The sequence below is a fragment of the Pontibacter pamirensis genome, assembly GCF_010015475.1.
GTDB lineage: Bacteria > Bacteroidota > Bacteroidia > Cytophagales > Hymenobacteraceae > Pontibacter > Pontibacter pamirensis.
In genome coordinates this window covers 51087-64945 of record NZ_SSNI01000029.1, presented here as the reverse complement: position 1 = coordinate 64945, position 13859 = coordinate 51087, and the positions used below count along the sequence as shown (strand labels likewise).

10 protein-coding genes are annotated in these 13859 nt (G+C 50.1%); all 10 read left to right on the top strand.

From position 1 onward, the window contains the following. Nucleotides 1-84: 84 nt before the first annotated feature. The 10 genes from E1919_RS19640 to E1919_RS19595 all read left to right on the top strand — a co-directional run bounded on the left by E1919_RS19640 (nucleotide 85) and on the right by E1919_RS19595 (nucleotide 13592). Nucleotides 85-1476, top strand: coding sequence for an aminopeptidase P family protein (locus E1919_RS19640; RefSeq protein ID WP_162055123.1), 1392 nt, complete (start codon nucleotides 85-87; stop codon nucleotides 1474-1476). A gap of 211 nt (nucleotides 1477-1687) precedes the next feature. Beyond that, a complete protein-coding gene (locus E1919_RS19635; RefSeq protein ID WP_162055122.1) occupies nucleotides 1688-1936 on the top strand; it encodes a hypothetical protein in 249 nt (82 codons plus the stop codon). Continuing rightward, nucleotides 1917-2282 carry a cupin domain-containing protein gene (locus E1919_RS19630; protein ID WP_162055121.1) on the top strand — a complete coding sequence of 122 codons (366 nt, stop codon included), beginning with the start codon at nucleotides 1917-1919 and terminating at the stop codon, nucleotides 2280-2282. The genes E1919_RS19635 and E1919_RS19630 overlap by 20 nt, the downstream gene beginning before the upstream one ends. Before the next feature lie 187 nt (nucleotides 2283-2469). Next, nucleotides 2470-3978 (top strand): ATP-binding cassette domain-containing protein, encoded by a 1509-nt coding sequence (locus tag E1919_RS19625; RefSeq protein ID WP_162055120.1) that lies wholly within the window; start codon nucleotides 2470-2472, stop codon nucleotides 3976-3978. 66 nt (nucleotides 3979-4044) lie between these two features. Beyond that, complete coding sequence (locus tag E1919_RS19620) at nucleotides 4045-5685, top strand: M1 family metallopeptidase (protein ID WP_202915947.1); 1641 nt, start codon at nucleotides 4045-4047, stop codon at nucleotides 5683-5685. 142 nt (nucleotides 5686-5827) lie between these two features. Continuing rightward, a complete protein-coding gene (locus E1919_RS19615) occupies nucleotides 5828-8158 on the top strand; it encodes a S9 family peptidase (protein WP_262888740.1) in 2331 nt (776 codons plus the stop codon). A 612-nt stretch (nucleotides 8159-8770) separates the two neighbouring features. Next, nucleotides 8771-9712: a dihydrodipicolinate synthase family protein gene (locus E1919_RS19610; RefSeq protein ID WP_162055118.1), complete on the top strand. Its 942-nt coding sequence runs from the start codon at nucleotides 8771-8773 to the stop codon at nucleotides 9710-9712. A 155-nt stretch (nucleotides 9713-9867) separates the two neighbouring features. After that, the gene (locus E1919_RS19605) at nucleotides 9868-11322 is read left to right on the top strand and encodes an aldehyde dehydrogenase (NADP(+)) (RefSeq protein ID WP_162055117.1); all 1455 of its coding nucleotides are present in this window, start codon (nucleotides 9868-9870) and stop codon (nucleotides 11320-11322) included. 19 nt (nucleotides 11323-11341) lie between these two features. Then, on the top strand, nucleotides 11342-12343 hold the full coding sequence (locus E1919_RS19600) for a 4-hydroxyproline epimerase (protein ID WP_162055116.1): 1002 nt from the start codon (nucleotides 11342-11344) through the stop codon (nucleotides 12341-12343). Nucleotide 12344: 1 nt separating this feature from the next. After that, nucleotides 12345-13592 carry an NAD(P)/FAD-dependent oxidoreductase gene (locus E1919_RS19595; RefSeq protein ID WP_162055115.1) on the top strand — a complete coding sequence of 416 codons (1248 nt, stop codon included), beginning with the start codon at nucleotides 12345-12347 and terminating at the stop codon, nucleotides 13590-13592. The last annotated feature ends 267 nt before the right edge of the window (nucleotides 13593-13859 follow it).

The following is a 13859-nucleotide window of genomic DNA, read 5'->3' as shown; positions in this document are numbered from 1 at the left end:
AAAGATTAGCTTTGTTTATTCACAAGCGCTGCTTACGCCTTGTCTCCAGAGCGGCAAACACGTGCCAAAAATCAAATCCGAACAATGTTTCATAAAGAAGATTACGTACAAAGAAGAGCACAACTGAAAAAGCAGGTAGGAAGCGGCCTTATTCTGCTCTTAGGGAATGAAGAGAGCAGCATGAACTATAAAGACAACTGGTATCATTTTCGGCAGGACAGCTCCTTTCTCTACTTCATTGGGCTGGACAAGCCCGGCTTAGCCGCTGTTATAGACATCGATAAAGACACCGTGACCATATATGGCGATGAAGCCACAGTAGACGATATTGTATGGATTGGTGTACAACAGTCGCTACGGGAAGAGGCAGAAGGAGCCGGTGTGTCTGTAACAAAACCTTCAGGCGTCCTGGCTTCTGAAGTAAAAAACGCAGTTAGCCGACAGCAACCTGTCCATTTTCTTCCGCCTTACAGGCCGGAGCACCTGCTGAAGTTAAGTTCCTGGCTGGGTGTTCCGCCTCATCTCGTGCAGAAGAAGGCATCTGTTCCCCTTATCAAGGCGGTGGTGGCGCAGCGCTCTATCAAATCTCCGGAAGAGGTTGCAGAGATTGAGAAAGCCGTGAATATATCGGTTGACATGCATTTGGCAGCTGCCGGTTTTGCCGCAGCAGGAATGACTGAGGCCGAAGTAGCCAGCCAGCTGTATGAAACGGCCGTGCGTGCAGGAGGCAAGCTAGCTTTCCCGGCTATTCTAACTGTAAATGGGCAGATACTCCACAACCATTATACAAGCACAGTGCTACAGAAAGGACAGCTGGTAATCTGTGACAGTGGCGCAGAAACGGCCATGCACTATGGCGGCGACCTGACCCGCACGTTTCCTGTGGACAAGCAGTTTACAAATCAGCAAAAGGAGCTATACGAAATCGTTTTACATGCCCATACTTCTGCCGTTGACATGCTGAAGCCAGGCGTGCTGTACAAAGATGTGCACCTGGAGGCATGCGAGAAGCTGGTAGAGGAGCTGCAGCAAATTGGCCTGATGAAGGGAGACGTGCAGGAGGCGGTGGCCCAGGGCGCGCATGCCCAGTTTTTCCCCTGCGGCCTGGGACACATGATGGGGCTGGACACGCACGACATGGAAAACCTGGGCGAAGAGTATGTCGGCTATACAGAAGACCTTAAGAAAAGCACCCAATTCGGTCTGAAGTCGCTGCGCCTGGGGCGTGCGTTGGAGGAAGGCTTTGTGCTCACAGTAGAACCAGGACTGTACTTTAACCCGAACCTGATGGACATGTGGGCAGCGGAAAACAAATTCACTCAATTCATCAACTACAATAAACTGGAAGCTTTCCGGGATTTCGGGGGAATTAGAATAGAGGAGGATTTTTTGATTACACCGGAAGGAAGCCGCCTGCTGGGCAAACCCTTGCCTAAAACAGTGGAAGGTATAGAAGCATTAAGAAACAATATTTAGAATCCTCTGTGTTTGCCTTTCTGCACAAACCACCACTATGCTTCTGTAAGAATAACAGCATGGCGCAAAAGCAGCTGATAATGCTACCGTGTTAATATGGTAGCATTATATGTTAATATATAGTCAGGAAGAGGCTTGGATTAAAAGTATATTTGTATAGATAAAATAGGTATTGTTTGCCAGTGTATCTCCAGCATAGATTTAGAATAATATGAAACTATATAGCATACTGGCTTGTGCCATCGGGGTGTCTTTGCTCACGCAGACTGCGTCCGTTGCGCAGCATCATGATTATCCCATTCAGCCGGTGCCCTTCACACATGTGCATGTGCACGATGATTTCTGCGCACCCAAGATGCAAGTAAATGCCACGGTTACCATCCCGCACACCTTAAAGAAGAGCAAAGAAAACGGGCGCAGAATACAAATAAGAAACAGCCATGGGCTTCATCATCTCTAAATCAGCGCTGGAACTTGAACAGTTAAGTACCGGTAGAACGCGGCAGTGGCTCGCCAACGGGCAATCTGGTACAGCAAGTACGGCCCTGATAGAAAACTACTTTGAGGAGGGAGGGTTCGTGCCACCGCACTATCATCGCACGGAAGAGTTACTGGTATGCCTGGAAGGGCATGGGGTGGTGATTATGGACGATACATTTTATGACTTCCCGGCAGGAAGTGTAGCTGTGATAACACCCCTGAATGTACACGAGGTACGAAATACGGGCAAGGCTGTCATGCGCATGCTGGGCTTTTTTCCTGAGGCAGAACCGAAGACGATATGGGTAAATAACGATGAAGAATAGCAGGTATACATTAGGAAAATCAAAACAAAACCTGCCGCTCAGTTAAATTCACCGTACAGGTTTCGTAGGTTTCCTGCATATTTATGCCTTTATTAAGGTGGAGGGAGTAATATAAATTCATGATGCGCAAGTTTCCCGCCATAGCGCCATCATTAAAAACGAAATACTTTAAAAAAGCAGAGTTATAGTGACTGACGTTATTTTGTCTTTCGAAAACATAGCAGTTCGTTCTATGGGGCAGACTGTTCTGAACAATACTACTTTCGAAATAAAGAAAGGGGAACACTGGGTACTAACAGGCGACAACGAAACAGGAAAACACTTGCTGTTAGACGCGATTGCCGGTAATGTTCCTATTGTAAGCGGGAAGGCGCACTTTGGCTTTTATGAGCACTACCAGCAGCAGAACCCGGTGCAGTCGCCCCGCTTTTTATGGCAAAAGCCCGTAAGCATTGTTTCTTCGCGCCATTGTTTCTCAAGCCTGTCCGGCAAAGAGACGCTTTTTTACCAGCAACGGTACAATGCCGCTTATGCCGTGGACGCACCTACCGTAACGCAACACCTTTCCGAGATCATTCCTTTTCCTGATAACCCTTTCTGGACGTTAGATAAAGTGGTGGTGGCGTTGCGCCTGCAGCATCTGCTGGACAAAGAATTGATAAAGCTCTCGAACGGGGAAACAAAGCGGGTACTTCTGGCGACTGCCCTGCTGCGCAACCCGTCTGTGCTTCTGTTGGATAATCCTTTGTCGGGGCTGGATGTCGGGGCAAGGCAAAGCTTTAACCAGTTGATAACAGCGATTACGGATTCCGGAATAACAGTCGTGATGGTCACCTCCCCGGATGAGATACCGGATGCCATCACGCATGTCGCTGTCTGGAACAAGGGGCAGGAGATGGTAGCCATGTTAAAAGACCAACTGACCATCGGCAAACAAAAGAATGAGCAGCCGGTAACGCTGGACAGAGCCGGGTTAGCGTCGCTTCTTTCTGCAACGGCCACTCCGTCTTTTGAAGCGATAGTAAAGATGGAAAATGTTTCCATTAAGTACGGCGACAAAACGGTGCTGGATGATATTTCCTGGGAAGTAAAGCAAGGGGAGAAGTGGGCGCTGGTGGGGCATAACGGCGCAGGCAAGTCTACCTTATTAAGCCTGATAAACGGAGACAATCCGCAGGCCTATGCCAATAACATCACGCTCTTCGACAGGAGAAGGGGAAGCGGGGAAAGTATCTGGGATATAAAGCGAAACATAGGCTTTGTCTCTCCTGAGTTGTTTCAGTATTTTCCTGGCGGGCAATCCTGCCGCGACGTGATTGAGTCAGGCTTTTATGATTCCTTAGGGCTATACCAGGAAAGTGATCCTGAAAAACGAGCCGTAGCGCTGCGCTGGATGGAATTGTTCGGGATAGAGGCGCTGGCCGCGAAACCCTTCAGCAACGTAACAGCAACTACGCAGCGGCTCTGCCTGCTTGCGCGTGCACTGGTGAAAAACCCGCCCCTGCTCATCCTCGATGAACCCTGCCATGGGTTTAATGCTGGGCAGCAGCGGCATTTCAAAAGCGTGATCAATGCCATATGCGAAGCTGGTGACGTGACCTTGATTTATGTAAGCCACTACCAGCATGAGATTCCGGAATGTGTCACCAGGGTGATTCAGCTGGAAAACGGGCGGTGCATCAGTACGGCTCCATAATAAAACACAAAATTCAATCAGAACCTGAATGCTTATAGAATGATAAAGTCAATGATAGTTAAAACGATGTTTAAAGCATGCGGCATGCTGCTGTTCATAGCCGTCACGGCTGGTGCCTATGCCCAGACTCCTGCGTTTACGCGCCAGGATACGCTGCGTGGTTCTATTACAGAGGAAAGAGCGTGGTGGGACCTGGCGTATTATCACCTGGATGTGAATGTAAACCCTGGCGACAGCACCATCCGGGGAACCAACACCATACAGTACAAGGTGTTGGAGCCAGGCCGTTTGATGCAGGTGGACCTGCAACCGCCTATGCGTATTGATAAAGTGGTGCAGAACGGGAAGGAGTTAGCCTTCAGAAGAGACGGCAATGCCTATTTTATTCAAATAAGCGAAGACCAAAAAAAAGGACAAGTGAACAAGCTGGATGTTTTCTTTGGAGGAAAGCCCGTGGTAAGTGAAAATCCGCCCTGGAGTGGTGGCCTGACCTGGAAAAAAGACGCGCAGGGAAATCCCTTTGTCGCGAACTCCAACCAGGGCGATGGGGCGAGTTTGTGGTGGCCCTGCAAGGATCACATGTATGATGAGCCGGACAGCATGCTCATCAGTGTAACTGTACCGAAGCATTTAATGGATGTGTCGAATGGTAAACTCCGGGGAGTGGAAGAAAGGAACGACAGCACGAAAACGTTTCACTGGTTTGTTTCTAATCCTATTAACAACTATGGAGTGAACATCAGTATAGGCGATTTCGCTCATTTCTCAGAAACATATCAAGGCGAGAAGGGGGAGCTGGAGCTGGACTATTATGTGCTGAAAGAAAACCTCGACAAAGCCAAAGCTCAGTTCAAAGATGCACCGCGCATGCTACAGGCTTTTGAGCATTGGTTCGGCCCTTACCCCTTTTACGAGGACGGCTTCAAGCTCATAGAGGTTCCTTACCTCGGGATGGAGCACCAGAGTGCCGTTACCTACGGCAATGGGTATCAGAATGGGTATAGAGGGAGAGATTTAAGCGGCACTGGCTGGGGCCTGAAGTTTGATTTCATCATTATCCACGAGTCCGGGCATGAGTGGTTTGCCAACAACATCACCTACAAAGACATTGCCGATATGTGGATCCACGAAAGCTTCACAAATTACTCAGAAGGCCTATTTGTAGACTATCATTATGGTAAGGAAGCGGGCAATGCATACGTGATAGGTACAAGGCAAGGCATTAAAAACGACAAGCCCATCATAGGCCAGTATGAAGTGAACTACCGTGGTTCCGGCGATATGTACCCGAAGGGAGGCAACATGCTGCACACGCTGCGGCAGGTGGTGAACAACGATGAAAAGTGGCGTGGTATCCTGCGCGGCCTCAACCGCGACTTCTACCACCAGACCGTGACGACGCAGCAAATTGAAAGCTACCTCAGCAAACACACCGGCCGCGATCTCTCTGCCTTCTTTGACCAGTATTTGCGCGATACCAGAATCCCAAAGCTGGAGTACCAGTTTGCCGGCAATAAACTCAGGTATAGATGGGGTAACAGCGTAGCAGGCTTCCATATGCCGGTGAAGGTATCCGTGAACGGCAAAGAGAAATGGCTGGAGCCCACCACAAACTGGCAGGAACTCAAAGGCTACAAAGGGAAGAACGCTTTACAAGTAGACCCTAACTTTTATGTAGAAGCCGCAGACGTGTCTCTTGTTCCCTGAATCATAAGCAGGCACCTCCCATAGAGGTGCACCATTTTTCCGCTGGAGGTTAACATAGTATCATGATTGGTTAGTATGCAGAAGGTGTTTTTGCTGTTTTAGGTGCTTATTGCCAGAGCATTAACCCATAAGCAGAAAACCTATGGATACACCTGGCACTTCTACTGGCGTAAATTTTTCTATCACGGCACTGGCACGTGCTATGACGCTTCATTCCTGGTTGCTGATTGCGCTGTTGTTATGCTGCTCACTCTCTCTGATGGGGCAGGGCACGAAGGCGGATTACCGACGGGCCGAGGCGCAGAAGGAGGCCATGGAGAGCAAAATCTATAATGCTCCCAGGAGCTTTCATTGGATTAAAGGAGAAGAGAAGTTCTGGTACATCAACACCACTCCGCGCGGCAAAGAATTTGTTTTGGTGGACGCCGCGAAGCGTACCAGAAAGTCGGCTTTCAACCAGGAGCGGCTGGCCAAATTGCTCTCCGCGGCTACGGGCAAAGAGGTGTCTCCCTACAAACTGCCTTTCTCCTCTATCACTTTCTCCGATAAAGGAAAAGAACTGGACTTCGAGTATGGGGGCAAAGCATGGGGCCTGTCACTGGGGTCCTACAAGCTGCGCGAAAAGGGAGAGGCGGAGAAACGGCCGAACAGGTACTGGGGCGGGGCCAGGGATGAGTTAGGCAACAAGCCTGTTGCCTCGCCCGACAGCCAGTGGGTCGCCTTTATCAAAAACTACAACGTTTACGTTAAGTATTCTGATAGCAACAAGAGCAAGGAAGAATACCAGCTGAGCTACGATGGCTCTGCTGGAGAACACTACTCCTCCTACATCTCCTGGTCCCCTGACTCAAAGAAGCTTGCCACCAATAAAGTGCGGCCGGGTCAGGAGCACCTGCTCTACCTGCTGGAGTCTTCGCCGGAAGACCAGCTGCAGCCTAAACTACAAACGCGCCATTACCTGAAGCCAGGCGATGCATTGCCGCAGAAGTCCCCGCAGCTCTTCCTCTTCGATTCAAAGAAACAAATAAGTGTAAACCCTGCGCCTTTCGGCCCCGGAGAACAATACAGCCTCTCCAACCCAAGCTGGCGCAAAGATGGACGCGCTTTCACGGTGGAGTATAACCAGCGGGGCCACCAGGCTTATAAGGTGCTGGAGGTGGACGGGCAGACAGGGGAGGTGCAGGAGCTTATCGAAGAAGAAAGCAAAACCTTTATCGACTACAGCGGCAAGAAATACCGCCACGATGTAGGAGACGGCAAGGAAATCATCTGGGCCTCGGAGCGCGACGGCTGGAACCACCTCTACCTCTACGACGGAGAGACGGGCAAAGTGAAGAACCAGATAACCAAAGGCAATTGGGTCGTGCGCGAGGTGGTGCACGTAGATGAGGCGCAGCGGAGCATCCTCTTTGCCGGCAGCGGCCGGGAAGCAGGGCAGGACCCATACCTGGTGCAGTACTATAAGATAAGCTTTGACGGCAGCGGCCTGACGCCGCTTACCACGGAGAATGCCAACCACTCAGCCACCTTCTCACCAAACCACAAATATTTTGTAGACAGTTACTCCAGGGTAGATAAAGCCCCTGTCACGGTGCTTCGAAATGCTGCCGACGGCAAGGCTGTGCTGGAGGTGGAAAAGGCCGATACCGCAGGGCTGTATGCGGCAGGATGGAAGGCCCCGGAGGTATTCACCTCCAAGGCAAGGGATGGGGAGACAGACATCTGGGGCATCATTATCAGGCCCAGCAGCTTTGACCCTGCAAAAAAGTACCCGGTTATTGAATATATCTACGCCGGCCCCCACAGCTCCTTTGTGCCTAAATCGTTTGGAAGTGCCCGCCACCTGCATGAATTAGCTGAACTAGGCTTTGTTGTCGTGCAAATGGACGGAATGGGCACCTCCAACCGCTCAAAGACCTTCCAGGACGTGTGCTGGAGAAATATCAAAGACGCCGGCTTACCCGACAGGATAGCCTGGATAAAGGACGCGGCACAAAAGTACCCTTACCTGGATACCGAAAGAGTCGGCATCTTCGGAACTTCTGCCGGTGGGCAGAGTTCAGCGGGTGCGCTGCTCTTCCACCCCGAGTTCTATAAAGTAGCCGTCTCCTCCTCTGGCTGCCACGACAACCGCATGGACAAGATGTGGTGGAATGAGCAGTGGATGGGCAAGCTTGGGCCCCACTACGCCTCCTCCTCCAACGTGGAGAACGCAAACAAGCTAGAGGGCAAGCTGATGCTGATACTGGGAGAGTTGGACGACAACGTAGACCCGGCTTCCACGCTGCAACTGGTCAATGCGCTCATCAAAGCAAACAAGAACTTCGATTTCCTGATGATACCTGGGGCAGGCCATACCTCTGGCGGAGATTACGGTGAGCGAAAGCGACGGGATTTCTTCGTGAAGCACCTGCTTGGGGTAGAGCCGCCGGAGTGGGAAAAAGCTGCCGATGATTCATCCGCTAAATTATAAAAATCAGGTTGTGATTTGTTATTCGCATCTGAAATGAACCCACGCTTAACCCTTCCGGGGCTAATCTTTCTTCTAGTTCGAAATTCCCCTCTTGGGAGGGGCAGGGGTGGGTCTTTAACGGTAGCGGAACAATGAAATGTGCATAGCGCAACTTGAGTTATAAAGTAATATACTGGTGTTGAGTTAACATGCTCTAAGACAAAGGGAGAGAAAGGAATTAGTAGCTACTGCATACACTAAAATTCTTTTGTGGGAGCACAGTCTTTCTTTTTTCCATGCCAAACTGAAGACTAGTAATTCGGATTCTTTACTCAAAAATGGTAACTTAAGATAGAACCCCTTCTCCTGGTTATGTTGATTTGCAACAATATTACCTGATAATGAAGGTAAGAAAGGTAAAAGGAGGTAGTATAGTGTTACGAAAGGGTGAAATACTGAAAATATGAGAGCGGGTTTCAGCCTAGCTTTGCCTAAATCAGGAGCACATGTGCCCGCTAACAAGCTGAGCTTCGAACATACGCTTCGCATCATCTGAAACCATACATTCCCAAAGCTTAAACAGTTAAACAAGGGAGGGAGAAATATATCATCTACAACAAAACATTCAGACTTATGAAAGTACAATGGGAGGGAGTTTTCCCGGCAGTGACCACCAAGTTCACATCAGACGACAAGCTCGACATCGACGCCTTTCTTAAAAACATTGACGCGCAGCTCGCTGCCGGCGTGAACGGCATTATACTGGGGGGCACCCTGGGAGAAGCCAGCACACTGAGCGATGAGGAGAAGGCCGTGCTGGTGCGGGAGACGGTGGCGCATGTGGAGGGCCGAGTGCCGGTTATCCTCAACATCGCCGAGCAGACAACGGCAGGTGCCATTGAGGCGGCCGCCGCTGCCAAAAGGAACGGAGCGAGCGGACTGATGCTGCTTCCGCCCATGCGCTACAAGGCCGATGACAGGGAGACGGTGGCTTACTTCAAAGCTATAGCCGCTTCCACTGATTTGCCCATCATGATATACAACAACCCCATCGACTACCGCATCCTGGTAACGCTGGATATGTTTGCCGAGCTGGTGGAGTGTGAGAACATCCAGGCGGTGAAGGAGTCGACGCGGGAGGTAGGCAACATCACGCGCATGCGCAACCGGTTTGGCGACAGGTTCAGCATCCTATCAGGTGTGGACACGCTGGCGCTGGAGAGCCTGGTGCTGGGCGCTGACGGCTGGGTAGCGGGCCTGGTATGCGCCTTCCCTGCTGAGACAGTGGCGATATATGAACTGGTGAAGGCCAATAGGCTGGAAGAGGCGGTGGCGATAAACCGCTGGTTCTTCCCGCTGCTGGAACTGGACGTGCACCCCAAACTGGTGCAGAACATCAAACTGGCCGAGGTGCACACGGGCATCGGCACTGAGCAGGTGCGGCTTCCGAGGATGCCACTGGAAGGCGAGGAGCGCGAGCAGGTGCTCACCATCATCCAACAGGCCTTAAAAACAAGGCCTAATCTAGAGCAGATAATGGAAAGACTGCAGGAACAAGCTGTTCTGAAAGATTAAATTGCTGCCCAATAATACATTAAAAGAAGCTTATAGAATATTCCTGTATTCTTAAAGGTAAAATATTTTGAGTATATTTTGTAGGCTTAAGTAATGTAGGGGTTGCTTAAGCCTACATAGTATAAATATGAACCAACATTTTAACATCACGGAATATGCCAATTATACAAGTTCTTATACAATCAGAAGAAGCATTCAAGGTATATAAAAAAGTTTCAGCCAGTACGAAGGCTAGTTTACTAAGAGAAGTTGCTGCCGAGATAGAAGCGCTTGGTGATAATCTGATACAGACAGCAAGTATGGAGTCTAACCTGCCTGCAGGCCGCCTGACGGGTGAGCGCGGCAGGACAATGAACCAGTTAAAACTTTTTGCTGAATTGCTGGAAGAGGGAGTCTGGCTAGAGGCGACCATTGATACTGCCTTGCCTGAACGGACTCCTTTGCCAAGAGCGGATTTGCGCAGAATATTGATACCCCTCGGACCAGTGGCCGTGTTTGGAGCCAGTAACTTTCCACTAGCTTTTTCTACTGCAGGTGGAGACACTGCCTCTGCGCTGGCAGCGGGTTGCACGGTGGTATACAAAGAGCACCCGGGGCATCCTAAAACATCACAGCTAGTATATGGCGCTATTAAAAAAGCACTGCAGACTTGCGGCTTGCCAGAAAGTGTTTTCCAGCATGTGAGTGGCGGTATAGAAACTGGCCAGGAACTGGTAAGGCATCCGAAAACAAAGGCTGTTGCTTTTACAGGTTCCTATAAAGGCGGGAAAGCTATTTTTGATCTGGCATGCCAGCGGGAGCAGCCCATTCCTGTTTATGCCGAAATGGGAAGTATAAACCCTGTTTTAGTTTTACCCGAAAAAGCCGAAGCAGAAAGCCAGCAATTAGCCGATCAGGCGGCACAGTCCGTTCTGCTCGGCGTAGGGCAGTTCTGTACAAATCCTGGTCTTATCTTCTATCCGGAGTCTGACACTACAACATTGTTTCTGGGAAGGCTCTCTGAAAAATTGGGAGAAGCTGCAGGTGATAAAATGCTGCACGAAGGCATCTGCGAGAATTATTACAAAGGATTCAACAAATTAACAGCTCACAGCGGCATCGAAAAGCTGGTAACACCAGATGAGGATGTGCTGACAGGCAAAGCAGCGCTGGCCAAAACATCTGTACAGGAGTGGCTGCAGAACCCGGAGATGCAGGAGGAGGTTTTCGGGCCTTTTACTTTAGTGGTTACCTATAATGGCCTGGAAGAACTGGAGCAGGCAGCAGAGCAATTGCAGGGGCAGCTTACCTGTACCATCTGGGGAAGTAAATCAGAACTTAGTCAGGCAGAAACACTGACGGACATTATTCGGGAAAAATGCGGACGGGTACTTTTTGAAGGCGTTCCTACAGGAGTTGAAGTGTCGCATGCCATGACACACGGCGGCCCTTTTCCTGCTACAACTGATAGTCGCAGCACCTCTGTCGGGACTTACGCCATCAAGCGTTTTGCACGACCTGTTACCTTTCAATCGGCACCGCAGGAGCTGCTGCCTGAAGAGTTAAAAGATGCAAATACGCTGTCTGTCTGGCGCACTATAAACGGACAGTTAACTAAGGACAGCTTGTAGTCAGAACTCGAACTCAACGATGGCAAGAAAAACGTTCTTTTGTATCGACGCCCATACCTGTGGTAATCCAGTCCGGTTGGTGGCAGGAGGTGGTCCAATTCTGAAAGGAGCCAATATAAGTGAAAAGCGGCAGCACTTCCTGCGGGAGTATGACTGGGTTAGAAAAGGTCTGATGTTCGAGCCACGCGGCCACGACATGATGTCCGGCAGTATCCTTTACCCGCCTGACGACCCGGCAAATGATGTCGCTGTACTCTTTATAGAAACGAGTGGCTGCCTGCCGATGTGTGGCCATGGCACTATTGGCACGGTGACCATTGCGCTGGAAGAAGGGTTGGTCACTCCTAAAATACCCGGGCAACTGCGCCTGGAAACACCCGCCGGCCTGGTAAAAGTGAGTTACACACAGGAGGGCAGTAAAGTAAAGACAGTGAAGCTGACGAATGTTGCCTCCTATTTAGAGGCCGAGGCGCTTACAATTGAGTGCCCTGAGTTAGGTGAACTGACACTCGATGTGGCCTACGGCGGCAACTTCTATGCCATCATCGACCCACAGGAAAACTTCCCGGGCCTGCAGGACTTCACGGCAGACAAGCTGATTTCCTGGAGCCGTACCATTCGGAAGCGCATGAATGAAAAGTATACCTTCGTGCACCCCGAGAACGAAACGATAAGAGGTCTGTCACACATTCTATGGGCTGGCGACACCCTACAGCCTACATCTACTGCCCGTAATGCTGTTTTTTACGGCGATAAAGCCATCGACCGCTCGCCCTGCGGCACCGGTACTTCGGCCCGTATGGCGCAATGGTATGCAAAGGGCTTGCTAAAGCCGGGGCAGGATTTTATACACGAAAGCTATATCGGCTCCATTTTTAAAGGTACAATAGAGGCAGAAACCAACGTAGGAGGCAAGCCCGCTATACTTCCGGGCATTGAGGGTTGGGCCATCGTAACGGGTCTGAACACCATTTTCCTGGATGAGGAAGACCCTTATGTACACGGGTTTCAAGTGATATAATATGAGCAAAGTTACGATTATCGGAGGAGGAATTATTGGTCTTTTTACCGCTTATTACTTATCAGAAGAGGGCTTTGAAGTAACCGTACTGGATAAAGGCGACCTATCGAACAGTTGCTCCATCGGGAATGCAGGTATGATTGTGCCCAGCCATATTGTCCCGTTGGCTTCTCCCGGAATTATTACAAAAGGACTGAAGTGGATGTTCTCCTCTACGAGTCCATTTTACATTCACCCAAAGCTTGACATGCGCCTGGCACAGTGGTGCCTGCTTTTCTATAAGTCTGCCACCAAAAAGCATGTAGAGTATAGTATACCGTACCTGAAGAACCTGAGCCTGCTCAGTAAAAGCCTTTATGTGGGCTTGGGAGAACAGCACAATGCAGTTGATCTGGGGCTGGAAGAGAAAGGCCTGCTCATGCTTTACAAAACAGAGGAGGCAGCACATGAGGAGGTGGAGTTCGCACAACTGGCGAGCCGGCATGGATTGGAGGCAGAAGTGCTTTCGAAAGAGGAAGTACAGCAGCTAGAGCCCAACGCAGGCATGGATGTATTGGGCGGGGTGTTTTTTCCGGGTGATGCGCATCTGAACCCTGCCAAGCTGAACACTTTTCTGGTGATGCACCTGAAATGTAAAGGAGTGAAGTTTGTAGCCAATGCCGAGGTGCTCGATTTTGCCTTCTCCGGCAGAAAAGTTACGTCTGTTATAACAGACCAGGGAGACTATTCCGGCGATTACGTCATTATTGCGGCTGGTTCCTGGTCTGGTGAAGTGGCCCGGAAGCTAAAAATAAGCATGCCCATGCTGGGCGGCAAAGGCTACAGCTTTCTGGCGGATAACACACCAGCTATTCAGCGCCCGGCCATACTCACGGAGGCGCGTGTAGCCGTAACGCCTTTCGGCGATAAAGTAAGGTTTGGAGGCACGATGGAAATCACGAGTGACAGCGAAAAAATCAACATGAACCGCGTAAAAGGCATCCACGATTCTATCTCAAAGTACTATGGAGGCTTTGGGTGTGAGTTTCCGGAAAAGAAGGAAGTATGGAGCGGGCTGCGCCCCTGCTCACCAGACGGTCTGCCTTATATTGGCTTTACCGAGCGCTGGAACAACGTGCTTTTCGGAACCGGCCATAGCATGATGGGCATCAGCCTGGCCCCGGCCACAGGGAAACTGCTGGCGGAAGAACTGATGAACAGGAAAGCATCTGTTCTAATCGATGCCTTCTCGCCTGATAGATACAATTGATTTCTCTACAGCATAGTACAAGGAAGAAGTAGTTAGAAGCAGAAATGAGGTGTAATCAGCAACTAATACAGCGACGATTACCTATTATCAAATAAATAGTAATTAGGTAGCTCGAAGCAAAAAGTATTTCCAGTTTTCATGTGAAGCGCCTTGTAGATTTCCGGTGCCACGATAGTGGCAGCCGTTAGGCAGGGAATGTACACAGCGCTGAATATGAAAACGCGCCCCCGCGGACGTGGAGCGCTAAGTTATCTCAATGCAAAAGGC

Bases quoted from the DNA above. Each gene is read 5' to 3' on its own strand.
- E1919_RS19640 (WP_162055123.1), top strand. From the start codon at position 85: ATGTTTCATAAAGAAGATTACGTACAAAGAAGAGCACAACTGAAAAAG.
- E1919_RS19635 (WP_162055122.1), top strand. From the start codon at position 1,688: ATGAAACTATATAGCATACTGGCTTGTGCCATCGGGGTGTCTTTGCTC.
- E1919_RS19630 (WP_162055121.1), top strand. From the start codon at position 1,917: ATGGGCTTCATCATCTCTAAATCAGCGCTGGAACTTGAACAGTTAAGT.
- E1919_RS19620 (WP_202915947.1), top strand. From the start codon at position 4,045: ATGTTTAAAGCATGCGGCATGCTGCTGTTCATAGCCGTCACGGCTGGT.
- E1919_RS19615 (WP_262888740.1), top strand. From the start codon at position 5,828: ATGGATACACCTGGCACTTCTACTGGCGTAAATTTTTCTATCACGGCA.
- E1919_RS19610 (WP_162055118.1), top strand. From the start codon at position 8,771: ATGAAAGTACAATGGGAGGGAGTTTTCCCGGCAGTGACCACCAAGTTC.
- E1919_RS19605 (WP_162055117.1), top strand. From the start codon at position 9,868: ATGCCAATTATACAAGTTCTTATACAATCAGAAGAAGCATTCAAGGTA.
- E1919_RS19600 (WP_162055116.1), top strand. From the start codon at position 11,342: ATGGCAAGAAAAACGTTCTTTTGTATCGACGCCCATACCTGTGGTAAT.
- E1919_RS19595 (WP_162055115.1), top strand. From the start codon at position 12,345: ATGAGCAAAGTTACGATTATCGGAGGAGGAATTATTGGTCTTTTTACC.